Consider the following 23,176-nt stretch of genomic DNA (forward strand, 5'->3'; position numbering starts at 1 on the left):
TCCTAGATGTCGTTCCTGTCGCCGCTGTTCCTGATTGGCGTCCTGGCTGCCGCATTGCCGGTGATTCTGCATTTCACCTTGCGCGGGCGCGCGCCGCGCCTACCATTCAGCCACGTCCGTTTCCTCGAGCGGGCGTTCGTCCACCGGGACCTGCGTCGGCGGCTGCGCGAGTTGATCCTCCTCGCCTTGCGCGTTGCCGCGATAGTCCTGCTCGCCCTCGCTTTCGCCCGGCCGTTCCTGGACGCGACGGACAGCGCGACGGAAGACGACGATCGAGCGGCTCGCGCCGCCGATTCGGTGGCGGGCGGTGGGGCGCCGGCCGTCACGGGCCCGGCCGGGACCGTCGATCCGACCGGCGTACTGGTGGTCGTGAACGCCGGGACCCTGGAGCCCGATGCGCTGTACCTGACGCGCGCGATGGACGCAGCCCCGCCGGAACGGCCGTTCGCCGTTCGCGCCGTCGCGCCGGAAGCGGTCGCGTCGGCCGAACCGCCGGTATGGGATGCGACCGACGTCGTGGTGGTCGTCGGGACCACCGGACTGAGTCGTCCGGGACGGGCACGCATAGCGCAGTTCGTGGGTGACGGCGGTGGCCTGTTGCTGGTTGCCGGACCGGGCGTCGACCCCAGCCTCGTGGGCGATCTGCTCGGCCCGCCGGTCGAGCTGGCGATGTCGCCGCCGGAGGAGGACGGCGCCCGTCGCCTCGCCGTCGCGGATCCGCGCCACCGCGTCTTCCGGCCGTTCGGCGATCGCGCCGCAGCCCTTGGGCAGGCGCAGTTCTCCACCACGGTCCGGACCACGCTGCCGGCTGCGGAAGTGCTCGCCCGCTTCGACGATGGCGCCCCGGCCCTGCTCGAATACCCGGACGCCCCGGGCCGGGTGCTCATCTTCGGTTCCGATCTGAACGATGACTGGAACGACTTCCCGCGACGGCCGGGCTATGTACCCTTTGTCCACGAAGCGCTACGCTACCTGGCGCCCCGAACCCCGGACGGGCCTCCTCCGGGTGACGCGGAGGCGGCATCCCGGCCACCGCCGGCCGATGTTGAACCGGACGCAGAGCCGGCGCTCTGGTGGTACGTCGTCGTGGCGCTTGGCCTCGTGCTGGTGGGCGAGCTGTTCGTGGGCCGCAACATGGTCTAGCAGCCCGTGGTGAAACCCCCACACCATTCGAGCGGCGATGCAACGCGCGTCCCGTGGGACCGTGGCATACACTGAGGCGTGATGGAAGCGTCCCGGGCCGACATCACGGCGCTGCTCCGGACGGTTCGCCGGCGGTGGGCCGCTGCCCGCCTGATGACCGCGGCGGCCCGGACGGCAGGAGCGGCGACGCTCGTCCTGGCCACTCTGCTGGGCATCGATCGTCTGCTGGGTCCGAACGATGGATTTCTCGCTGCCGTCGGCGTTCTTGCCGCCGGTCTGATCGTAGGGTTCGCCATCCGGTTCTTCCTTCCGTTCCGCACGCTGCCGGACGACCGTCAGGTGGCCCGGTTCATAGAGGAGCATTGCCCTGAACTGGAGGATCGTCTGGCGAGTGCTGTCGCGGTGCGTCCATCGGCGTCGCCGCTCGGTCGCCTCGTCCTGGACGACGCGGCGCGGCGCGCCCGGAGGGTGGATCCTGGCCGGATCGTGGACCGCGGCACGTTGCGCCGCGCGCTGGCGGCGGGTATCGGCGCGACTGCCGCTTTCGTCGCGCTGTCGGTCGCGGGCGCCGACTTCCTGGGCCGCATCGCACAGGCGGGTTGGCTGTATGCCGCCTCGCCCGGCGGCGTAGCCGCACCGGACGGCCGCGACGCGCCTGGAGGCGCAGCCGCGCCGCAGGTCGAGCGGATCGACGTGGCCTACGCCTATCCGGCGCATACGCGACTTGCTTCGCGGGTGGACCGCGGCGGCGGCGACGTCTTCGCGCCGGAGGGCACCACCGTCACCATTACGGTCTATACCGACGCGCCGGTGCGCACCGGTTCGCTGCGGTTCGGGTCGGGCGGGACGCTGACGCTCGCTCCCGCAGCCGCCGCATCGCTTGCCGCGACGTTCGACGTCGTGGGGGACGACGCGTATCGGGTGGCGCTCGGAAATGCGGGCAGCCAAGGGACGGAGTACCTCGTCCGGGCGATTCCCGATCGGCCGCCGGTCATCGAGCTCCGCCGTCCTGCCGGGGATCGCGAGATCACGTCGGTCGAAGAGCCGGTTGTCGAGGCCCACGCGGAGGACGACTACGCCCTGCAGGAGCTGGAGCTTGTCTACACCGTGGCGGGCCGCGATCCACGACGGGTGAACCTGTTGGGTGAACCGGCGGCGCGCGTTGCCGGCGCTCACACGCTCTACGCCGAACGACTCGGCGTGTCCCCGGGAGACGTCATCAGCTACTACGTCCGGGCCCGCGACGGGAACCCGCGCCGGACCCGGGATGTCCGCAGCGGCATCTACTTCATGACGGTACGTCCCTTCGCCCGAGAGTACCAGGTCTCGATGGCGCGGTCCGGAGCCGGCATGGACGCCGACACTATCCGCCGCCTTGCGGAGATGCAGAAGGAGATCGTCGCCGCTACCTGGCAGATCGATCGGGGCACGGAGACAGCCCCTGCCGTTCGGGACGATCTGACCGCCCTCGCCGATGCGCAGGACGAGTTGCGCGAACGGACCCTTGGCGCCGCGGCCCAGATGTTGCAGCGCGGACGATCACAGGCGGAGCGGGATGCGCTGGCCGCCGCGGTGGCGGCGATGGAGCAGGCGGAGGCGCAGCTTCGGATCGGGTCTGCGTCCAGGGCGCTGCCGCCGCAACTGGAGGCCCTCAACCAGTTGCATCGCGTCGAGGCGGCGATCCGGCGGATGGAACTCTCGTTCGGGCAGGCGCAGGGGAGTTCGGCGTGGTGGCAACCACAGGAAGATCTCTCCTCCCTTTTCGATCGCGATCTGCGCCGCGAGCAGCAGACCAACTACGAGGCGCTGGAGTCTTCGTCGGCGGATGGCGCCGCGGACGAGGAGAGTGATGCGCTCCGCCGGGTCCGCGAGCTGGCGGCGCGGCAGGAAGCCCTGAATCGGGCGCAGGCGGACCTTGTCCGGCGGGAGGACGCCATGAGCGCCGAGGAAGCGGCGCGCATCCTGGCCCGCCTGACGCGCGAGCAGCAGCAGTTGCGCGAGCAGGCGGAAGCGCTCCAGCGTGACCTCCAGCAACGGCTTGACGGCGCCGGCAGCGGTGACGGAACCGCCGACGGAGTGTCGGAGACGGCGCAGGCGCGACGGGCGCTCAATCAACTGCAGACCGAAGTGCGCGCGGCTGAACTCACCGCCGAGTTGCAGGCGGTGGAGGCCTTGCGGCGCCGGCTGGAGGCGAGCGGCGAGTCGGCTGGCGGCGAGGAGGATGGCGGCGCGTCGGGCGACGACGCCGGCGGGGAAGAGCAGGGAGAGGGTGGCGCAAGCGCAATCGGTGTTGCCGCACAGGCGCTGTTACGGCAGCTTGAGGCGTCGCCGGGCCTCGAAGCGGCGCTCCGCGGAATGCGTCCCGAGGCAGTGGAATCACTTGAGCGGTGGGCGGAACACCGGTTCACCGGGAGCTCTCCGGGAACGGAGGCGTTCAAACAGGACTACGCCGACTGGGAGATGCTCCGGGCTGGCCTGCGAGAGGCGCTCGAGGCAATCGCCGCCGACCGTGCTGGCGCCCTGCAACGCGCCCGGCGCGAGGGGCGGCTTGACGCGGGCGCGGACGACGCTGCACCGGACGGTTACGAGGCAGCCGTCCGGCGGTACTTCCGCGCCCTGGCGGAACCGCGGGCGCCAGCCGGCGCTCGCTAGATGGAATTCGGTCTTTCTGTTCCCTGGTGGGGTGTCGCCGCCGCCATCGCCGTCGCGGGCGGGCTGGCGTGGTGGGCGTACGCGCGGCCGCCGGTCGCGCTGACGCGGGGGCAGCGCGCGACGCTCACCGTGCTCCGTCTGGCCGTGCTGCTGGCCGTGGTGTTCTTGCTGCTGCAGCCGGTCCGGACGGAGCCGGCGCCACCGGGCGGTGTGGTTGCCCTTCTGATTGACCAGTCGCGGAGTATGGCGATCGCTGATGTCGATGGCGGCCAGCGCGTCGATCGCGCGCGCGCGATCGTGCGCGACACGCTGCAACCGATGCTGGCCGATACGGTGTTCGGGATCGCGACGGTCGATTTCGACGACTCGGACCTCGCCGGCGCCCTCGACGGCGTCGTCGAAAGGCTGGACGGCGAGGATGTGGCGGGAGTTGTCCTGCTGACCGACGGCGCCGACACCGGCGACGGCGACGCGGTGGAGGCGGCGGCGCGGATCGGCGCGCCGTTGCACGTTGTCGGTATCGGCGCCACGGCGTCGGGCATCGATCTGGAGGTGGCGGGATTGACAGCCGGTGAAGCCACGGCGCCCGGGTCGCTGATTGACCTGACGGCGACGATCGCCGCGCACGGCGGGAGCGACGCGCTGGCGACGCCGTCGGGGTCCCCTGCCCCTGGTGCAACCGGAGGCAGGTTGCGCCTCCTGGAAGCGGACCGTCTGGTCGAAGTACGGCCGTTCAGGCCAGCGGGCGAGGGGACACCGGTGGTCGAACGGTTTCGCGTGCCGGCCGTCCCGGACCGGCCGATCGCGTACACCGTGGAGGTGGCCGGCGACACGGTGGATCCGGTTCCCGGCAACAACCGGCGAAGCGTTCTCGTGCCGCCCGCGGCCGAGGAGCGCCGAATCCTGATGGTCGAGGGGGCGCCGGGCTACGAGCACAGCTTTCTGAAGCGGACATGGCAGGCGGATCCTGGCCTGACCGTCGATGCGGTGGTGCGTAAAGGGCAAAACGATCGGGGCGAGCAGACCTTCTACGTGCAGGGCGACGCCGGACGAACGGCGGCGCTCGCGGATGGCTATCCGCGTACCCGCGCCGATCTCTTCCGTTACGACGCGGTGGTCTTCGCCAACATCGAGGCGGAGTTCTTCCGGCCGGAGCAGCTTGGCCTGACCGCGTCGTTCGTCACCGAGCGCGGTGGGGGTCTCCTGCTGCTCGGCCCCTCGACGCTCCGCCGCGGCGGCTATGCCGGGTCGGCGATCGAGCCGGTCCTGCCGGCCGCGCTGGTCGAGCGGCTCGGCTTGTCGTCCGTAGACGACATCGCGGGCGCGGACCGTGTGCGTATGGCGCCGACGGATGAGGGATTGGCCCACCCGATGATGCGGCTTGCGGGCACCGCGGACGAGACGCGCGCCCGGTGGGACGCCTTGCCAGCCTTGAGCGGGAGTGTTCGACTGGGTCCGGTCCGTCCGGGCGCAACGGTGTTGGCCGCGGCTCCACCGGCAGGAGGCGAACGGACGGAGCGCCCGATGGTGGCCGTGCAGCGCTACGGCGCCGGGCGGTCGATGGTCTTTGCCGGGCGCGGCGCGTGGCGCTGGCGGATGCTGTTGCCGAGCGAGGATCGGACGTACGAAACTTGGTGGGGACAGACGGCGCGCTGGTTGACGGCTGGCGCACGCGGGCGACTCCACGTCACGGCGCGAGCGGCCGGGTCGCCCGAGGCGCGCGTGGAGGTCCGGGTCAACCTTCACGACGAGCAGTTCCGGCCGGTTCAGGATGCCGACGTGGTGGTGGTCATCACGGACCCGGCCGGTGAAGCGGAGGAGGCGCGCGCGGCGCCGGCGGCGGCGCCGGGACGCTATGAGGCATCAGCGGAGCGGATCGCCGCGGAGGGGGTTCATCTGGTGGAGGTGACGGCGACCCTTGGCGGAAACGCGATCGAGCAGGGCCGTGCCTGGGTGCTTGCGGGCGGCGCCGACCCGGAACTGGCGGATCCCTGGCTGCGTCCCCTGCGCCTCGCGCGGATGGCGGAGGCCGGGGGCGGAGAGTACTTCGACGGGTCGGCCGTCGCCGCACTGCCGGCGCGGGTTCAGGAAACCGCGCCGTCGCCGGCCCGGCACGTGACCCGCCAGATCTGGCATCATCCGCTCGTGTTTCTCCTGCTGGTGACGCTGCTCGGAGCGGAGTGGGTATTCCGCCGCAGGTGGGGGATGCGGTGAAGTGCCCGCAGTGCGGACAGGTGATCGACGACGACGCCCTCGTCTGTTACCGGTGCGGAGCCGCGACGAGCGAGCGAAAGCACGAGCCGGCGAGCCTGGAGGAGAAACGGGACCCGCGCCGATGGTCGCCGATCCTGCTCGGGCTCATTCTCGTCTGCAGCACGTTCCTCTTCGTGGGGCTGTCGATCACCGGGCGACCGGTCGATCCGCTGGTGTGGGCGATGCTCGCGGTTGCCGGCGGCCTCCTGGCGTGGCGGCTGCGTATCCGCTAGCTGCCAGGCAGCCTGTGGAAGGCGGCCAGGAGCTGGGCGCCCGCTCGCCCGCAAGGGCGCGCTAGCGGCGGCCGTGCGACGCCCTGGGAGCATCGGCTCCACCCAGCGTCATCTTGAGCACGCGCCCGCCGCCGGAGCGGCCACCGTGGGCGTTCCACATGCGCGAAGCGAGCCGCGTCGCGATTCGACTGATGTCGAGCAGCTTCGCCTGCCCGGCAACGAACTGGCCGTGCAGGCGACGGCACTCCTCGGTGATGTCGCGGTCGAGCGCGTCGAGCTGCGTCGCCCACGCTTCACTACGCCCAATTGGCGACTCGATGCTCCGTAGCAGACCCTGCAGGATCTCCAGATCGTGCAGCCGTCCCAGCGTCTCCTGCAACTGCTTCAGGCCGGCGACGGCGCTGGCCGTCTGCTCCGCTACGGCACCCGCGGCACCGGTGTCGACCGTCAGCTCGAGCGCGTACCGAAGCTGCTTGCCGACAATCCGCACTTCGTGAACCCGTTCCGAGACGTACATCGGTCCGGCTTCCCTCACTGCCTCGCGCAACCGCTCGGCCCGGCGCTCGATTCGGGTCGACAGGACGAGCGCCCATTCATCCGTGGCATCGTGCGTCCCGATCGCCTTCAGCACCTCGGCGACGTCGCGCTCGACCTTGCGCAGCGCGGCCGGCTTCAACCGGGTGTACATCCGTTGACGTTGCCGATCCCGCTCCTCGCGAACCCGCTGCCGCAGCCGAGCGGCGCCGGCGGGCTGAGCCCACCCTTCCTGCTCCAGCTCCAGCACGAGGTCCAGCGCCACATCCAGCTCACGAACCGGTCCGAGCGTGCGACCAAGCCCCCGGGCGCGACGCCGAGCCCGGCCCGCCAGCCGGCCGGTCAGCTCCGCCTCGCACAACGGCAGCAGCTCGCGCAAACGTCGGGTGGCCACGCGGCACTGGTGCAGCGGTTCCACATCGCCCGCCAGCATCGGCCGAATCGAACGGACCAGGGCGCGGACACGCCGTTCGAGCGGCGCCTTCAGCGGGTGCGATCCGGTCATCCGCGCGCCGGCCAGCCTGAATCGGTCATGGTAGGATGCCCCCGGCTCTAAAACAGGCGCGTTTCGGGAACGTAGGCGATTATACCGAAGCCGCCCTGCCACGCCACACGAAGTCACCCTTCTCTCGGGAAGGGAATGCTCCTGCATCGCTGACAAGTGCGCATAGCCGCCATCGACATCGGCACCAACTCGGTCCACATGATCGTGGTGCAGGTTCGCGACGACCACTCGTTCGAGGTGGTCGACCGCGAGAAGGAGATGGTGCGCCTCGGCGCGGGCGGCCTGGGCGGTCGCGCGCTGACCGAGGCGACGAGGCGATCGGCACTGCTTGCGCTGGCCAGGTTCAAGCGCCTCGCCGACTCGCATCATGTCGATGAAGTGATCGGCTGCGCGACGAGCGCGGTGCGCGAGGCGGAGAACGGCCGGGAATTCCTTGCGGAGATCCAGCACCGGACCGGCATCCAGACCCGCATGATTTCGGGCAGCGAAGAAGCGCGCCTTATCCACCGCGCCGCGGTCTACGGCGTCGACGTGGCGGGGAGCGCCGCGGTGGTGGTCGATATCGGCGGCGGCAGCGTCGAACTGACCCTGGGCCGGGCGTCCCGGCCGCAGATCGCGGAGAGCCTGAAGCTGGGTGTCATCCGGCTGACCGAACGTTTCGTCCGGAGCGATCCGATCAGCGACCGCGACGAGCGGCGAATGGTACGCCACATCATGGCGGAGCTGGCTCCGGCCGTGACGAAGATCCGCGAGCAGGGCTTCGATCGGGTAATCGGCACCTCGGGCACGATTCTCAGCCTCGGCGCGCTGGCGGCGGACGCCGCGCGCGAGGATCGACCCGACGAGCTCCGGAACCTGCGCGTGCCGGTGAAGCAGGTCCGACGGCTCCGCAAGGAGTTGACCGCCCTCGACCTGCCGGGGCGCATCGCCATCCCGGGACTCGATCCGCGCCGCGCCGATCTGGCCGTCGCGGGTTCGATTCTGCTGAGCACAATCCTCCGGCTCCTCGGTGCGCGGGAGTTGACGCTCTGCGATCTGGCGCTCCGGGAGGGGCTCGCGCTCGACTATATCGACCGGAACCGGGCTCACATCGCCAGGGTGGACCAGTTTCCCGACATCCGGCGCCGAAGCGTCGTGGAACTCGCCGACCGCTGCCGGGCCGAAGAACCCCATACGGAGCAGGTCGTGCGAATGGCCCTGGCCCTGTTCGATCAGACCGCGGCGTTACACGGCCTCGGCGCGCGCGAGCGTGAATGGCTGGAATACGCGGCGATGCTGCACGACGTCGGCGTCCACATCAGCTATCCGCGGCACCACCGGCATTCGTACTACCTCATCAGGAACGGCGACCTGCGCGGTTTCGAGCCGGGCGAAGTGGAGGTGATGGCGCTCGCCGCACGCTACCACCGGCGCGGCTTGCCGAAGCGGTCGCACGGAGAGTTCGGCGGTTTGCCGGGCGACAAGCGGCGCACGGTCAGAGTGCTCGCGGCCATTCTGCGCGTCGCCGAAGGGCTTGACCGGAGCCACGCGCAAAGCGTGGGGTCGATAGAGGTGGTCGCGGGCCAGCAGGACTGTGTCATTCGCGTGACCCCGGCCGGCGATACGGAGCTCGAGCTGTGGGCCGCGCAGCGAAACGCCGGGCCGCTCGAGAAGCTGCTCGGCCGCGTCATCCGGTGCGAGCTCGCGATCACGGCGCCGGCCCGCCCCGCGTTGGCGGCCCGCGCCGCGCTGACTTCATCGCCGGCACCTGACGGCCGGCGACGCGCCGATCTACAATCCCGCGGCAACCGGCTCCGCTCGACCACGCCCGCGGCGCGACCGAGCGGAACGGCGTCCGGGGAGTGGCCGTGACGAGCGAGGCGCGTTGCGCCCACTGCCGGAAGCGGCCGGTCGATCCAGCGTGGCGGCCGTTCTGCAGTGAGCGCTGCCGCCTCTTCGACCTGCAGAACTGGCTTGACGGCCGCTACCGAGTAGCCGGCGGGCCGATGTCGGTCGCCGACGCGGCGGAGCAGGACGGCGGCGGGTTGGAGACGGACGGCGGCGAAGGCCGCGACGGAGAACGACGGAAGGAAGGCGACAGGCAGACATGGGCGACACGCTGACCATTACCGACAACCGGACCGGGAAGCAGTACGAAGTACCGATTGTTGACGACACCATCCGGGCGATCGATCTGCGGAAGATCAAGGTGGATCCGGGCGAGTTCGGGATGATGACGTACGACCCGGCCTACCTGAACACGGCCAACTGCCGCAGCGCGATCACGTTCATCGACGGCGACAGGGGAATCCTCCGCTACCGGGGTTATCCGATCGAGCAGCTCGCGGAGCACAGTACGTTTGTCGAGACGGCCTGGCTGCTGATCAACGGCGAGCTGCCGACGCAGACGGAGCTGGACGCATGGACGGCCGAGCTGGATCGGGAGGCGCTCGACGCCGGCTCGCCGCTCAACCGGCAGGTCGAGGCGTTCATGGGTGGTTTCGACGACGGCGCCCATCCCATGGGAATCTTCCTCGCGACGATCGGCGCTCTCTCCACCTGCTTCCCCGACGCGAAACGGGTGCGCGATCCCGAAGTGCGCCGTGCGCAGATGTCCCGTCTGATCGCGCTCGTGCCGGGTATCGCCGCCTGCGCCTGCCGCCGCAGCAGCGGACGGTCGTTCGCCACCCCGGGTGACGGACTTGACTATGTCGGCCGCTTCCTGAGCGTTCTCTACGACGCGGAGGGAAAGCCCTATACCCCCAATCCCGTGCTCGAACGGGCGCTGGACATCCTCTTCATCCTGCATGCCGACCACGAGCAGAACTGCAGCACCAGCGCGATGCGCGGCATCGGCAGCTCCGAGGCCGACCCCTTCGCCTCGCTCGCCGGCGCGGCGGCGGCCCTTTCCGGGCCGCTGCACGGCGGGGCAAACGAGGCGGTGCTCCGGATGCTGCGCCAGATCGGATCGGTCGACAACATTCCGGACTTCATTCGATCCGTAAAGGACGGCGAGGGGCGCCTCATGGGCTTCGGCCACCGCGTCTACAAGTCGTACGATCCCCGGGCGACGGTGATCAAGAAGACCGCGTACGAGGTGTTCGAAGTCACCGGACGCAATCCGCTGCTGGACATCGCGATCGAGCTGGAGCGGATCGCGCTGGAAGACGACTACTTCGTGCAGCGCCGGTTGTACCCGAACGTCGACTTCTACTCGGGACTGATCTACGAGGCGATGGACTTCGATCCCGCCATGTTCACCGTTCTCTTCGCCATCGGGCGCACCCCGGGTTGGGTGGCGCAATGGAACGAACTGATGGGTGACAAGGAACAGAGGATCGCCCGTCCCCGGCAGGTCTTCACCGGTCCGGACGCCCGCGACTACGTTTCCCTCGACGCCCGCGGCTGAGGACGTCAGTAGCGGAATAGATACTGGAACTTCAGGAACGCCGCGCGGTTCGTCCGCTGCCGTCCGGTCACGTGCCGCCGCCGGACGCCCGTGCCGTACCAGTCCAGCAGGTCACCCTCTATCAGGTCGGCCTGCTGGTAGTGGTCGTCGTAGCCCGCGTAGAAAACCGTGCCCGCGTTTACGCGGTAGGTGAGCAGGAAGTTCAGGTCGAGCTTCCGGTCCAGAGTGTCGTACTCGCTGATGTTGCGAAAGAGCAGCCGGTTGGTGAACTGATAGGTCGTCAACGCGCGGAAGATCCGGACATCGAACACCACGTCCCTACCGCCTAGGGGGCCGGTGAACCGGTTGGTGGTGACGTTGATCGCCGACCGCAGGCGCGAGACGGGGCGGAGGTTGATCGATGCGGAGATCCCCTGCTCGTGCCCCAGGTAGGGGTTGATCGGGTCGAGCAAGATCTGGTCGCCCCGCCGGTACTCGAGAGTGAAGCCGACCCGCCGGCTCGTATCCACCCGGCCGAAGACGCGCGAGCGGGTCTTGAAGAAGTCGAGCCCCTCGTAGCGTTCCAGCTCCCGGCGCACGTTTCCGGCCACGAACATGTTCCTGAAGAGCGCCAGGTTGATACCCGCGTCGGCGATCTCGTCCTGCAGCACCCCGGTGAAGTCGTAGCTGCGCGTGTAGAGGAACTCCGGACCCCAGTTGCGGAGCCAGTGCTCCGGCCACCAGCGGTACCCGCCGGTGAGGCTCGTGAGCCGCTGGTCCGTCCGGGGCACGTGCCCGAGATCCGTCCTGAAATCGGGAGACAGCGCGTAGGTGGCCAGGGAGTAGCGCAGGTTCCGCCCGCGCTTGCGGAACGCGGCGTCGAGCAGGTAGCCCCGGGCCCCGGGGTCCCGTCCGTCCCGATGGTCGGTTCCCATGGCGAGGAACGACACCGAGTGGGTGTCGCCGAGGCGGAATCGCGCGTCCACGCCGCCGAGCCGGCTGTAGCCTTCGAGCGGCTCCCGGCTGGTAAAGATGGCGCCGACGTGGGATTCGGCGTAGAGGTCGTAGCGCATTCGGCCGACGAAGGCGTGGCCCGGCGCTCCGGATGCCGGATCCTCGCCGTCGCCCACGTTCCCGGGCTCCGCATCGTTGGCGTAGAGCACGCCGACGGTGGTCCGCCCGACTTTGCCGGTCAGCTTGGCGCCGAACGCGGGGTCCACGATCTGGCGCGTGTGGACCGGCGTGATCGCCGTCGGGATATCGAAGATCTCGGCGCCTTCGAGGAAGAACGGGCGCAGTTCCGGATAGAACAGCGCGAAGCGCTGGTTGACCTCGATCTGCGGAAGGTCCGACTCGACCTGCGAGAAGTCGGGGTTGAACGTCACGTCCGCGGTGAGGTTGGACGTAACGCCGTACTTGACGTTGACGCCGCTTTCGGGTGACAGGTCCTTGTCCGCGAAGCGGCCGGTCGCGCGGTTCAGGGAACCGAAGCGGATCGCCGTGAGTGTGGGCAGGATCTCCAGGTTGTGGCTGCGCGACAGGTCGGTCATACCTTCCAGGACGCCCATCTGCGGCAGGAAGCCGGCGATGTCGCGCGAGGTGGGCGACCAGACGTCGGCTTCGTCCCGGCCGCCGACGATCCGCGCAATCTGCAGCCCCCAGCGGTGCGGAACCCCGGCCTCGCGCCGCGGATACCGGAGACTCTTGAACGGAATGGCCATCTCGGCGACGAAGCCGTCGTCGACGAGCTCGGCCGCCGTCTCGAACAGGACGTCCCAGGAGGCGTCGCCGCGGGGGACGCCGAAGCGGCCGCCGCCGATGGCGCCTGCCTGCAGGATGGCGTCGCCCTGCACGCCGTAGCCGTTCACCGTGAAGACGTACGCCCGCTGCTGATCGAGGAAGGGATCGAGGTAGATCAGAAACAGGTCGTCCTCGATGGTCTGGTCGCGGTCGCGGCGGTTCGCACGGAGCATGCCGGGGTCGCCGTAGTGCGCATGCAGCCCCACGTAGAGGTTGCTGTCGTCGTAGGCGAGGTAGATGTCGCTCGCTTCGCTGGCCGGTATCCCGTCGAACGGCCGACGCTGAACGAGCTCCGTGATGCGCGCGGCTTCGCGCCAGACCACCTCGTCGAGCCGCCCGTCGATGGTCGGTGGGCGCGCCAGCCGTGGCGGGCGGACGGCCGGGCGGCCGGTCAGGACGCCGGCATCGACCGCCCGGGTCGCCCCAGGCTCCTGCCCGGGGACCTGACCGGCCTGCAGCGCAGACGGGCTGCCCGCGCTGGCCAACCCGATCACAAGGGCCAGGAGTCCGCCGCTCGGCAGCGTCCCGCCCGATGAAGTCCCCGTCACCCTCACCGCCCGTTCCTTCCCATGCTCGGCGACCGGATCGGTCCGCACGGGACCGAACGGATCCGGCACTCGCCCGCAAGGGCGCGCTAGCCGCCCCGCAGGAGCCAGCCGGCGGCGGCGCCGGCCAGGATCAGCCAGGTCGAGTTCGGCTGCTTCCACAGCAGCAGGCCGGTGGCGGCCGCCGCAACGGCCGCCGTGGACAGATCGACCACCGTGGTGCGCGCGAGCACCCAGGCAACCGCGCCCATCAGACCAAGCGAGGCCACCACCACGCCGTCGAGCACGCCGCTCAGCAGGCGCGACGCCCGCAGTTTCGGAATGAGCGGCTGACTGAGCGCCACGAAGACGAATCCGGGCGCGAAGATCGCCGCCGTCGCGAGCGCCGCGCCGCTCCAGCCGCCCAAGAGGTACCCGATGAACGTCGCTGTCGTAAAGACCGGCCCCGGTGTCACCTGTCCGACGGTAATCGCGTCAATCAACTGCTGATCGGTCAGCCACCCCCAACGTTCGACCAGGTCGGCGCGCAGGAAGGCAAGCAGCACATAGCCGCTCCCGAACAGCACCGAGCCCACCTTCGCGAAGAACAGGGCCAGCCGCGTCAGCGTGAACGGCAGCTCTGCCGCCGCCACGGCGGACGCCTGCGCCGCGACCTGGCCGATGCTGGTGGCTACCGCCGCCAACGCCGCCATCGCGGTTGCCCCGGCGCGTGGCCCGATCGCGAGGGCCAGCCCCGCCACTGCCCCGGCGGCCAGCAGCACCAGTTCGTTCACGCCGAGGATCGACAGCACCAGAACCGTGCCGCCAATCAATCCGAGCGCCACCCCGCGCACGGCGCTCACGCTCAACTTCACGATGGCCTGCGCGACGATGGCGATGACGACCGGACCGATGCCGTACATCAGCCAGCCCACCTGCGGCGTTTCGCCGTACCGCGCATAGCCCCAGGCGATGATCCCGACGATGAGCGCGGCGGGGAAGATGAACGACGCGCCCGCCACCAGCAACCCGGGGATTCCGCCGTGCCGGTAGCCAAGATGGATCGCCAGTTCCGTCGAGTTCGGCCCCGGGATCAGGTTGGTGGCGGCGACCAGGTCGAGGAACTCGCGGTCCGTGAGCCAGCGCCGGCGGTCCACGACTTCGTCGCGCATCATCGCAATGTGCGCGGCGGGTCCCCCGAACGCAGTGACGCCGAGCCGTACGAACAGCCCCGCCAGCTCGGTCAGGGGTACGCGCGGTGCCGCCACGGGTTGCCGTTCGCTAGAGGCTGTCCAGCAGGACAGCCGGGTCGAACTCGTCGATCTGCACCGGCCGCATCCTCGGGAGCGGGCCGTTCTGGAACGCCCGGGCATCCGTCTCGAGATCGAAGATGTCCAGATTCGGCATGTGCGTGTAGTCGGCGGCGAGGTATTCCCTGAACGCGAGGACGCCGATGTGGCGGTCGTCGTTACTTCCGAGCGCGGCGAGGGCTGAGGAGAAGTCCTTGTCGTGACTCAGCAGCAGGACGTCGCCCTCGCGGGCCTCGAGGGCGTGGAGCGTTTTCTGGATTCCTTCGTCCACCACCTTGCGGCCGTCCCGGCCGGTGAGCAGGACCGGACGGAAGTGGCAGGCCAGCAGTGCCTGCACGAAGGGCCAGGGAACCGTCGCTTCCGGGCGGACGTTGATGAAGAACATCGCCTTGGCAGAGCGTCCTCCCCAGAGGTTTTCGGCGAAGCGAAAGACCGTCTCCCAACGAGGCCGATCCTCCGATTGCGGCGGCCGGTTCAGGATCGTGCTGAGAGTCCCGTCTACGTTCTCGCCGTCGACCAGAACGTACACGTTGTGCCGGGAGTTCCCGTTGGTAGAGAGCATAAGTTCACTTCCTTTCCGGATATAGCCTGTCGTCGGCCAATCTACCACGCACGTCCAGACGGCGCGGGCGCCAGCCCCGGGGTGGACGCCGAAGGCGCCAGGCCACTACAGCTCGCGGATGCCGTGACTGCGGACGAGGAAGTAGGCGGCGATCATCACCAGCACTCCGCCGTTCATTGCGATCACGGTTGGGGTCGGGAGCGCGGTGGTCAGCCAGCCGCTTACGAGGCTGCCGATCGGCATGCCGCCGCGGAAGGCCATCAAGTACACGCTCATCACCCGTCCGCGCAATTCGTCCGGGACGGTCAGTTGCACCAGCGATGCCGTGAGCGAGAAGACCACCAGGAGGGCCGCTCCCGCCTGCACCAGCAGGGCGTAGCTCACGAGCGTGATCGGCAGCAGGGCGAACGCCGCGATGGTGGCGCCGAACAGGCCCAGCACCCAGAGCAGCGTCTCTCCCATGCGTTCGAACTTCCCGAGCCAGGCGACTATGAGGGCGCCGAACACGGCGCCGACGCCGAGGCAGGTCATCATCCGGCTGAGGGTTTCCGGGTCACCGGCGAAGACCGGCAGGAAGGCGCGGATAGGCAAACCCAGCGACGTCGTGCAGGCGGCAAGGACGGTCAGGGCGAGGAAGACACCGCGGCTGACGAACCGGAGCCCGCCCTTTATCTCCTCGGTCATCGGTTGGCGGTTGGCGCGGTTGGGCGGCGGCAACTGCATGAGAGCCAGGACGACGATTACCACCAGGAACGAGACGCTGTTCAACCCGAAGCAGGCGGCGAGGCCGAGGGTCGTGAACACCAGGCCGCCTATGAAGGGACCGACGGACTGCGCCAGGTTGAACTGAATCGAATTGAGCGCCACCGCGTTCGGCAGCGTGCTCCGCGGCACCAGGGCCGGGATGATGGACTGGAATGCCGGCCCGCCGAACGCCTGGGCCAGCCCGGTAGTGAAGGAGAGCGCGAGAATGTAGGGAACGCTGACCGCCCCGGTGAGGACCAGGGCGGTCAGCGTGAGGGCGCAGACCATCTGGATCGCCTGCGATGCCATCAGCAGGTGGCGGCGGTCGTACCGGTCGGCGGTCACGCCGCCAATCAGCGTGAACAGTAGCAGCGGAACAGCTCCGACAAACATGTCGAGTCCCAGGTAGAACGCCGACCCCGTCAGGTCGAAGATCAGCCACTGTTGCGCGAAGCGCTGCATCCAGGTGCCGACGGCGGATGTGAACGCGGCGGTCCAGAGGTTGCGGAAGTCCGGGAACGTAAAGGCAGCGCCCAGGCGGAGGAGGGCGCCGGTCAGACCGCGGCCGGCGGGCCGCGCCTCCTTGATGGGCGCGTCTGGTTCCGTGGCCTCGCCTACCGGTTCGGCCACGGAATGTAGAGCCCCTCACCCAGGAAGACGATGCCGGTCCAGAGCGCGGTCGCATGGCGGTGAAGAACGAACGGCCCGATTCCCGCCACCGCCATCCAGATGACCATCAACTGCGTTGTCGTAAGTGAGGTGAAGGACCGCATGAGCAGGTAGCCCGCAGCGACGACGCCAAGCGTCAGGCCGAGGTTGATGTAAACGGCGCCAAGCGACTGCCCCGGTTCACGTTCGAACGCCTCGCCGCATGCCGAACAGCGCTCGTGCAGCCGCGTCGCCGACTTGAAGAGCCGTCCGTAGCCGCAGCAGGGACATCTCAGCCGGCATGCGCGCAGCAGCATGACGACAACCTCGCGGAACACGGGCCACCCCCTGTGGCGGGCATGTTAACACCGTGCCGTCAGCGGCCGGCGCTGGCGCCACGCGACGGACGGCGCGCTTCCTCACCGGTCAACGCCTCCTCGAGCAGCGCCTCGGCCGTCGTGAGGGGGCCGTTCAGGTAGCGGACCACCGGCGCCAGGACCGTGAAGTCGCGCAGGAGCGAGGCGTAGAAGCGGGGATCGGTTGCGAAGGCCGGTTCGTGGGCCCGCCCTGCCAGGTATTGCTTCAGTCGGAGCAGGTCGGCCGCCGGATGGTCCGCGGCGTACCCGCGAGGCGTTCGCTGCAGACGCTCGCCGGCGAGATCGCCGAAGGTTTCCTGGAACGGCGGCGCGGCGACTATCGCGCGCAACTGCCGATGGTGGCCCGCGATGTACTCGCGCAGTTTCGCCAGTTGCCGCGGCTGCGGCCGGTACAGTCCGCCGCCGACGAACACGCCGTCCAGCGCGATGTGCACGTAGAGTCCGGCGCCCTCGTGTTTGGGCAGATCCCGATGCGGGAAAATCGCCGCGACGTGCGTCTTGTACGGCGTCTTGTCGGGCGAGAAGCGGGTATCGCGGTAGATTCGGTAGATCGACCGCTTCGGTTCGGCGATGAGATCGGGGGCGATGGCCGGCAGGTCGAGGGCCAGTTGCTCGACGAGCGCCACCATGGGCGCGCGGACATGTTCCTCGAAGCGGGGGCGGTTGGCATTGAACCACTCGCGGTTGTTGTTCCGCTTGAGGGCGCGGAGAAACGTGAGCGTCTTCGGTGAGAAGCAGGGTGTCGACATCGATGGTTCCGTTCGTCAGCGCGATGATGGGTCCTGGACGCGGGTCGTCCAGCCGGGTGTCGGCGCCCGCGGAGGCGGGTCGACGAAACGCACGATCGGGGTGAGCGACCAGTCGAACCCGTCGAGCCCATCGGGGCCCAGCCGTTCCACCTCAGCGCGGATCCGCGCCGCCTGGGCGAGCAGGTCCGACACGTTCACCGTCTGGCACGCCGGTGCGAACGGCCTCAGGTAGTCCGGTCCCCGGGTCAACATGTGCATCGCCCCGTGATGGTTCAGCCGGCCGATGTGGTACATCGCCACGCCGACCTGCAGGATGCCCTGGTATAGCCGTCGCACGTCGCGCGCCTCTGCGCGCCACAGGTCTTCAAGCGTCTCATGTTGTTCGAAGAACTCACCCCGGTTGAACTGCGCCACGCCCTCCAGCAGCAGCCGCGGGGGCGGTTCGCCGCACCAGTCGATGGTTTCCATGGGCGGGAGGATTATCACTCAGGCGCCCGTCATACGCGATACGATGCGCCGCGATGCAGTACGTCTACCTGCACGGATTTGCGTCGTCGCCGGCGTCGTCCAAGGCCGTGTACCTGGCGGAACGCCTGGCCGGGACGGGCTCGGTGCTCCACCTTCCGGACCTCAACGAACCCGATTTCTCGACCCTGACGGTTTCACGGGTCATCGCGCAGGTTTCGGCCCTCGTCGCGGAGCTCCCGCCCGATCCCGTCACCCTCTTCGGATCGAGCCTGGGGGCTTTCGCCGCGCTGCACGCGGCGGAGCGGCAGTGTGGCGGCGACTCCCGCCCGATCAGCCGCCTCGTGCTGCTTGCGCCGGCCCTCGACTTCGGCCGGGCCGCGATCGGTGAGTTGGGGGCGGAGGGAATGGCCCGGTGGCGCGAGACCGGTTGGTGGGAGCTGACGCACTACGCGTCGGGCGCGACCACGCGCGTTCACTACGAGCTGTATGCCGATGCCGCGCGGTACAACTCGTTCGCTGCGCGGCGTCGCATCTCCACCCTCGTGCTACAGGGGGACCGCGACGAGATCGTCGACGCCGCCATGGTGGCGCGCTGGGCCGAACGACGGCCGCACGTTCGGTTGGTCCACCTGGACGATGACCATCAACTCGCCGCCAGCCACGAACGGATCTGGTGGGAGACCGCCCGATTCCTGGATCTTCCCGCATGATGTCTGCCGCCCCGGTGGTCTCGATAGTGATCCCGGTGTTGCGGGACTCGGTAGAGCTGGAAGGCCTGCTCGGCAACCTTGACGACGCGGCGACGCCCGATGCCGGGGACTCGCCGGAGGTAATCGTCGTCAACAGCGAACCGGCCGATCCGGCGATAGCGGCGTTGCGGCGGCGCTTCCCGGCTGTGCGCTGGATGGATGGCGCGCGCGGGCGCGGCCGGCAGATGAACGCCGGGGCGGCGGTGGCCGGCGGGCGATGGCTCCTGTTTCTTCATGCCGACGCACGACTGGAGCCCGGGTGTCTGCGGGCCGTTGCGGGGCTGGATCGGGAAGATGTCGTGGGTGGCGCGTTCCGGCTGGCGATCGCCTCGCCGCACTGGTTTGCCCGGACCATCGAAAGGGGAGTGGCGCTTCGCACGAAGTGGCTGCGGTTGCCATACGGCGATCAGGGCATCTTCGTGCGCCGCGAAGCGTTCGATGCACTCGGCGGCTATGCGCCCTTGCCGCTGATGGAGGACGTCGATCTGATCCTGCGCCTCTGGAGGGTGGGGCGGTTGCGCTTTCCGCCGGAGCGCGTGCGCGTATCGGCGCGGCGATGGGAGCGGGATGGCTGGCTGCCCCGCACGATCTCCAATCTCTGGCTGCTGGTGCGCTACGTCGCCGGCGCATCGCCGGCCCGGCTGGCGCGCGCCTACTACGGCGAGGACCGGGTGCGGGCGGCGACCGAGTCCGCCGGATCAGGCGGCGGAGCCGCCACGAGCGGCGCGGTCTCGGTGATTATCCCGGCTCTGAACGAGGAAGCGGCGATCCCCGAGGTACTGGACGAGATCCCGGAGATTGCGGATCGCGTCATCGTTGCCGACAACGGCTCGACCGACGAGACCGCAGAGCTCGCACGCGCGGCGGGCGCGACGGTGGTGAGCGAACCGGTGCGTGGCTACGGAAGGGCCTGCCTTGCCGGGCTGCGTGCGTTGCCGCCCGCCGGAGGTGACGATATCGTCGTCTTCCTCGACGCGGACCGGAGCGACTATCCGGAGGAGATGCCTCTGCTGGTCGAGCCAATCCGCCGCGGCGAGGCGGACTTCGTGCTGGGTAATCGCGCCGGCGCCGGCCGTCCCTGGTCGGCGCGGTTCGGCACCGCGCTCTGCGTCTGGCTCATCAACCGCCTGTGGGGCACCCGCTACCGCGACCTCGGTCCGTTCCGCGCGATCCGCCGCGACGTCCTCGATGACCTCGGGATGAAGGATCTCACTTGGGGTTGGACGATAGAGATGCAGGTGAAGGCGGCCGAGGCGGCGCTCCGCGTCCGCGAGGTTCCGGTCCGCCAGCGCACCCGCATCGGGCAGTCGAAGATCTCCGGCACCGTCATGGGCACCCTCCGGGCCGGCGCCCGCATGCTCCATATCATCTGGTCGCTCCACCGCACGCGGCGGGCCCGGCGCGGCCGGCCGGAGGGAGGAGGCGGCGCGGAGTCGCGCAGCGCGTCATGACGGCCCGGATTGTCGCCTGCGGCATCGTCCTCCTGGTCGCCCTCTCCGCCGCCGCCGCGATCGACGCGCGCGCCAACGCCGAAGCGTTCGTCGCCTTCCTCGCCGTCGCGTCGATTGCCTACCTGACGGCGCTCCACGCGATCACGCGGCAGCCGCCGTCCCTGGACGCTCCGCCGCTCATCCGCCCCGCGCCGCCGGGGGCGGGAGGGCCCGGGGTGAGCCGGTCCCTGCTCTTCTGCCTTGCGCTCGCCCTGATCTGGCGCATCGTGTTCCTGGCCGCCAGCCCGCTCGTCTCGGATGATGTCTACCGCTACATCTGGGATGGCCGTGTCCAGCAGATAGGCGTCAGCCCCTACGCCATCGCGCCGGCCGATCCCACCGGAGCGGTTCTCCACACCGAGGCGACCCGTCGAATCGACCCGACCAGCGCCGTCCTGCCTTCCGTCTACCCGCCGCTGGCGCAGCGCTTCTTCCTGCTCGTCACGCTGGTAGACGACTCCGCCGTCGCGATGACGCTCGCCGTACTCCTGTGCGACCTGCTCGTTGTCGCCCTGCTCTGGCACTGGTTCACGGCGGCGGGACGCAGCCGCTGGTGGGTGCTTGCCTACGCCTGGCATCCTCTTGTGGCACTCGAGGGGGCAGGCGGCGCGCACGTCGACCTGCTCGGCACCCTGCTGCTTGTCGCCGCGGCCTACGCGCTGGCGTGGCGCCGGTCCCTGCTGGCCGCGGTCGCGCTTGCGGGGGCCATAGCGGTCAAGTTCCTGCCGGTCGTCCTGCTGCCGGTCTTCTGGCGGCGCATCCGGCCGATCGACGCAGTGGCCGGCACAGCGGTTATCCTGCTGCTGTACCTGCCGTTCATTACCGCGACCGGCGACTGGTTGCCGGTCGGATCGCTCGGAACCTACGTCGCCCAATGGCGTTTCAACGGCCCCGCGTTCCGTTGGCTCGAGGCGGGGCTCGGCGCGCGCGGGGCCGTGGTCGTGGCGGTCGCGGCGGGACTCGGGGTTGCGGCGTACATGCGCCGGACCCGGCTGCCCTACGATCCGGCGGCGTGGGCATGGCCGCTCGCGGCGACACTCAGCCTGATGCCGGCCGTCTACCCCTGGTACCTGGTCTGGCTGGTGCCGTTCCTGGTGCGGCCGGCCGCGTCGCCGCCGGTGATTTGGCCGCTGGGCGCCTGGACGCTCGCGTCCACCGCAACCTATGTCGTCTGGACACCGTTTCTGGCCGGTGAGGGATGGGTCTTGCCCGCGTGGGTGGAACTGGCGGAGTACGGGTGCGTCGCCGCGGCCGCCATCTGGGTCTGGCGGCGCCGGACGACCGCCGCCGGTGGACCTGCCCGGCGGCCGTCCCTGTGGGGGCGCGGTTGACAACGCCTCAGTCGTAAGGGGACCATGAAGCTGATGAGACCAGCCGCGAGGCCGACGCTGGATTACCGCGCGTCCCGACGGGAGAGAACAGACCGATGCTGATAAAGAAGGCGTCCGACATCCGCTCATCGGAGATCACCCCCGAGCACCTCTACTGGAACCGCCGCCAGTTCATCCAGACGGCTTCCGGCGCCGCACTGGGCGGCGCGGCGCTGCTCGGGCATTCCGACTCCGCGCTCCACGCGCAGGAGCCGCTGGGCGACCTCAGCCCCAGCCCATTCAGCACCGACGAGCGAAAGAACTCGTACGACGAGATCACGAGCTACAACAACTTCTACGAGTTCGGACTCGACAAGGAAGACCCGAAGCGCTACGCCGACGAGTTGACAGTCGAGCCGTGGTCGGTCCGCGTGGAAGGGCACATGAATCGCCCGGCGGCCGACTACGCGCTGGAGGATATCCTCAGCCCGCACCCGCTGGAGGAACGGATCTACCGGTTGCGCTGTGTCGAGGCGTGGTCGATGGTGGTCCCGTGGGTCGGGTTTCCGCTGGCCGACCTCGTCAAGCGATTCGAGCCGACTTCCCGGGCCAAGTACGTCCGGTTCGAGACGCTGTACCGCCCGGAGGAGTTCCGTGGCCAGCGCGCCCGCAACCTTGAGTACCCGTACGTCGAGGGGCTCCGGATGGACGAGGCGCTCAATCCGCTGGCGCTGATGGTGGTCGGCATCTACGGCCGCTCGCTCCTGAACCAGAACGGCGCACCGCTCCGCCTCATGGTTCCCTGGAAGTACGGTTTCAAGAGTCTCAAGTCAATCGTCAAGATCGAGTTTGTCGAGGATGAGCCGCGCAACACCTGGAACGTGGCCATCCCGCACGAGTACGGCTTCTACGCGAACGTGAACCCGGAAGTGGATCACCCGCGCTGGTCGCAGGCGAGCGAGCGCCGGATCGGCGACTTCTTCCGGCGGCCGACCGAGATGTTCAACGGCTACGGCGAGCAGGTGGCCCACATGTACGCCGGGATGGACCTGCGGGAGAACTACTAGCAGCCAGGAGGTCGTAGCCACTTAGCCATGGCGCTGTCGTCAGCACAGTGGATACGCCGCGTCAAGCCTGCTGTTTTTCTTGTCTGCCTCGTTCCCGCGCTGCTGCTCCTCCGGGACGCCTTTACACCCGGCGGGCTGGGCGTCAACCCGATTGAGACCATCACCCATCGCACCGGCGACTGGGCGTTGCGTTTCCTCCTGATTTCGCTCGCCGTCACTCCGGTGCGCTGGCTCACCGGCTGGCAGTTGCTCATCCGCTTCCGCCGGATGTGGGGACTGTTCGCCTTTTTCTATGCATGCCTGCACCTGTCGACGTACGTCGTCTTCGATCACTTCTTCAGCGTGACGGCGATCATCGACGATGTGATCGAGCGGAAGTACGTCACCGCCGGCATGTTCGGCTTCCTGATGCTGCTCCCGCTCGCGGTGACGTCGACGCAGGGGTGGATCCGGCGGCTCGGCCGCCGCTGGACGACGCTGCACCGGCTTGCCTACGTCGCCGCCGCGGCGGGTGTCGTCCACTTCCTCTGGCTGGTGAAGATCTCGATCTTCGAGCCGATGATCTACGGCGTGATCCTCGCCGTGCTCCTGGGCGCGCGCGTCGCGAAACGGTACAGCTCAGGCGTTGTGGGTGCTGCCCGGGGTCTTACCCCAGGCTCGTAGGAGCTTGCGCTAACGCTCCCGTAAGGGC

At 69.3% G+C, this 23,176-nt stretch carries 18 protein-coding genes and 1 pseudogene; 12 read left to right on the forward strand and 7 right to left on the reverse strand.

What is annotated here, in order from left to right; genetic code table 11:
• The first annotated feature begins 6 nt into the window (after positions 1 to 6).
• From F4Y45_15685 to F4Y45_15695, 3 genes are all read left to right on the forward strand, one after another.
• Complete coding sequence (locus F4Y45_15685; GenBank protein ID MXY25945.1) at positions 7 to 1,143, forward strand: hypothetical protein; 1,137 nt, start codon at positions 7 to 9, stop codon at positions 1,141 to 1,143.
• Positions 1,144 to 1,224: 81 nt separating this feature from the next.
• Positions 1,225 to 3,795, forward strand: a complete 2,571-nt coding sequence (locus tag F4Y45_15690; protein ID MXY25946.1) for a DUF4175 family protein — start codon at positions 1,225 to 1,227, stop codon at positions 3,793 to 3,795.
• Between the two features lie 1,862 nt (positions 3,796 to 5,657).
• A complete protein-coding gene (locus tag F4Y45_15695; GenBank protein MXY25947.1) occupies positions 5,658 to 6,281 on the forward strand; it encodes a zinc ribbon domain-containing protein in 624 nt (207 codons plus the stop codon).
• A gap of 61 nt (positions 6,282 to 6,342) precedes the next feature.
• Here F4Y45_15695 and F4Y45_15700 read toward each other — a convergent pair whose 3' ends face one another.
• On the reverse strand, positions 6,343 to 7,467 hold the full coding sequence (locus tag F4Y45_15700) for a CHAD domain-containing protein (protein ID MXY25948.1): 1,125 nt from the start codon (positions 7,465 to 7,467) through the stop codon (positions 6,343 to 6,345).
• A gap of 9 nt (positions 7,468 to 7,476) precedes the next feature.
• Between F4Y45_15700 and F4Y45_15705 the strand changes: the two genes are divergently transcribed.
• From F4Y45_15705 to F4Y45_15720, 4 genes and pseudogenes are all read left to right on the forward strand, one after another.
• Entirely contained in the window at positions 7,477 to 9,171 is a 1,695-nt protein-coding gene (locus F4Y45_15705; GenBank protein MXY25949.1) for a Ppx/GppA family phosphatase, read from the forward strand.
• Entirely contained in the window at positions 9,168 to 9,422 is a 255-nt protein-coding gene (locus F4Y45_15710) for a DNA gyrase inhibitor YacG (protein ID MXY25950.1), read from the forward strand. Before F4Y45_15705 ends, F4Y45_15710 begins: the two co-directional genes overlap by 4 nt.
• Positions 9,407 to 10,708, forward strand: a complete 1,302-nt coding sequence (locus F4Y45_15715; protein ID MXY25951.1) for a citrate synthase — start codon at positions 9,407 to 9,409, stop codon at positions 10,706 to 10,708. The genes F4Y45_15710 and F4Y45_15715 overlap by 16 nt, the downstream gene beginning before the upstream one ends.
• 1,702 nt (positions 10,709 to 12,410) lie before the next feature.
• Positions 12,411 to 12,560 (forward strand): annotated as a pseudogene (locus tag F4Y45_15720) (cell division protein ZapC).
• 561 nt (positions 12,561 to 13,121) lie between these two features.
• Here the strand turns inward: F4Y45_15720 and chrA are convergent.
• From chrA to F4Y45_15750, 6 genes are all read right to left on the reverse strand, one after another.
• Entirely contained in the window at positions 13,122 to 14,384 is a 1,263-nt protein-coding gene (chrA, locus tag F4Y45_15725) for a chromate efflux transporter (GenBank protein ID MXY25952.1), read from the reverse strand.
• Positions 14,293 to 14,883 carry a nuclease gene (locus F4Y45_15730; protein ID MXY25953.1) on the reverse strand — a complete coding sequence of 197 codons (591 nt, stop codon included), beginning with the start codon at positions 14,881 to 14,883 and terminating at the stop codon, positions 14,293 to 14,295. Before F4Y45_15730 ends, chrA begins: the two co-directional genes overlap by 92 nt.
• 105 nt (positions 14,884 to 14,988) lie before the next feature.
• The gene (locus F4Y45_15735; GenBank protein ID MXY25954.1) at positions 14,989 to 16,164 is read right to left on the reverse strand and encodes an MFS transporter; all 1,176 of its coding nucleotides are present in this window, start codon (positions 16,162 to 16,164) and stop codon (positions 14,989 to 14,991) included.
• A 77-nt stretch (positions 16,165 to 16,241) separates the two neighbouring features.
• A complete protein-coding gene (locus F4Y45_15740; GenBank protein MXY25955.1) occupies positions 16,242 to 16,613 on the reverse strand; it encodes a DUF983 domain-containing protein in 372 nt (123 codons plus the stop codon).
• 38 nt (positions 16,614 to 16,651) lie between these two features.
• Positions 16,652 to 17,401 carry a DUF2461 domain-containing protein gene (locus F4Y45_15745; GenBank protein ID MXY25956.1) on the reverse strand — a complete coding sequence of 250 codons (750 nt, stop codon included), beginning with the start codon at positions 17,399 to 17,401 and terminating at the stop codon, positions 16,652 to 16,654.
• 15 nt (positions 17,402 to 17,416) lie between these two features.
• On the reverse strand, positions 17,417 to 17,869 hold the full coding sequence (locus F4Y45_15750) for a DUF309 domain-containing protein (GenBank protein MXY25957.1): 453 nt from the start codon (positions 17,867 to 17,869) through the stop codon (positions 17,417 to 17,419).
• Positions 17,870 to 17,922: 53 nt separating this feature from the next.
• Between F4Y45_15750 and F4Y45_15755 the strand changes: the two genes are divergently transcribed.
• From F4Y45_15755 to F4Y45_15775, 5 genes are all read left to right on the forward strand, one after another.
• Positions 17,923 to 18,579 carry an alpha/beta fold hydrolase gene (locus tag F4Y45_15755; GenBank protein ID MXY25958.1) on the forward strand — a complete coding sequence of 219 codons (657 nt, stop codon included), beginning with the start codon at positions 17,923 to 17,925 and terminating at the stop codon, positions 18,577 to 18,579.
• On the forward strand, positions 18,576 to 20,069 hold the full coding sequence (locus F4Y45_15760; GenBank protein MXY25959.1) for a glycosyltransferase: 1,494 nt from the start codon (positions 18,576 to 18,578) through the stop codon (positions 20,067 to 20,069). Before F4Y45_15755 ends, F4Y45_15760 begins: the two co-directional genes overlap by 4 nt.
• Complete coding sequence (locus tag F4Y45_15765) at positions 20,066 to 21,439, forward strand: hypothetical protein (protein ID MXY25960.1); 1,374 nt, start codon at positions 20,066 to 20,068, stop codon at positions 21,437 to 21,439. The genes F4Y45_15760 and F4Y45_15765 overlap by 4 nt, the downstream gene beginning before the upstream one ends.
• A 95-nt stretch (positions 21,440 to 21,534) precedes the next feature.
• Positions 21,535 to 22,485 carry a protein-methionine-sulfoxide reductase catalytic subunit MsrP gene (msrP, locus tag F4Y45_15770; protein MXY25961.1) on the forward strand — a complete coding sequence of 317 codons (951 nt, stop codon included), beginning with the start codon at positions 21,535 to 21,537 and terminating at the stop codon, positions 22,483 to 22,485.
• Positions 22,486 to 22,512: 27 nt separating this feature from the next.
• Positions 22,513 to 23,148, forward strand: coding sequence for a sulfoxide reductase heme-binding subunit YedZ (locus F4Y45_15775; protein ID MXY25962.1), 636 nt, complete (start codon positions 22,513 to 22,515; stop codon positions 23,146 to 23,148).
• Positions 23,149 to 23,176 lie beyond the last annotated feature (28 nt).

The organism is Acidobacteriota bacterium (assembly GCA_009838525.1).
Lineage (GTDB): Bacteria > Acidobacteriota > Vicinamibacteria > Vicinamibacterales > UBA8438 > VXRJ01.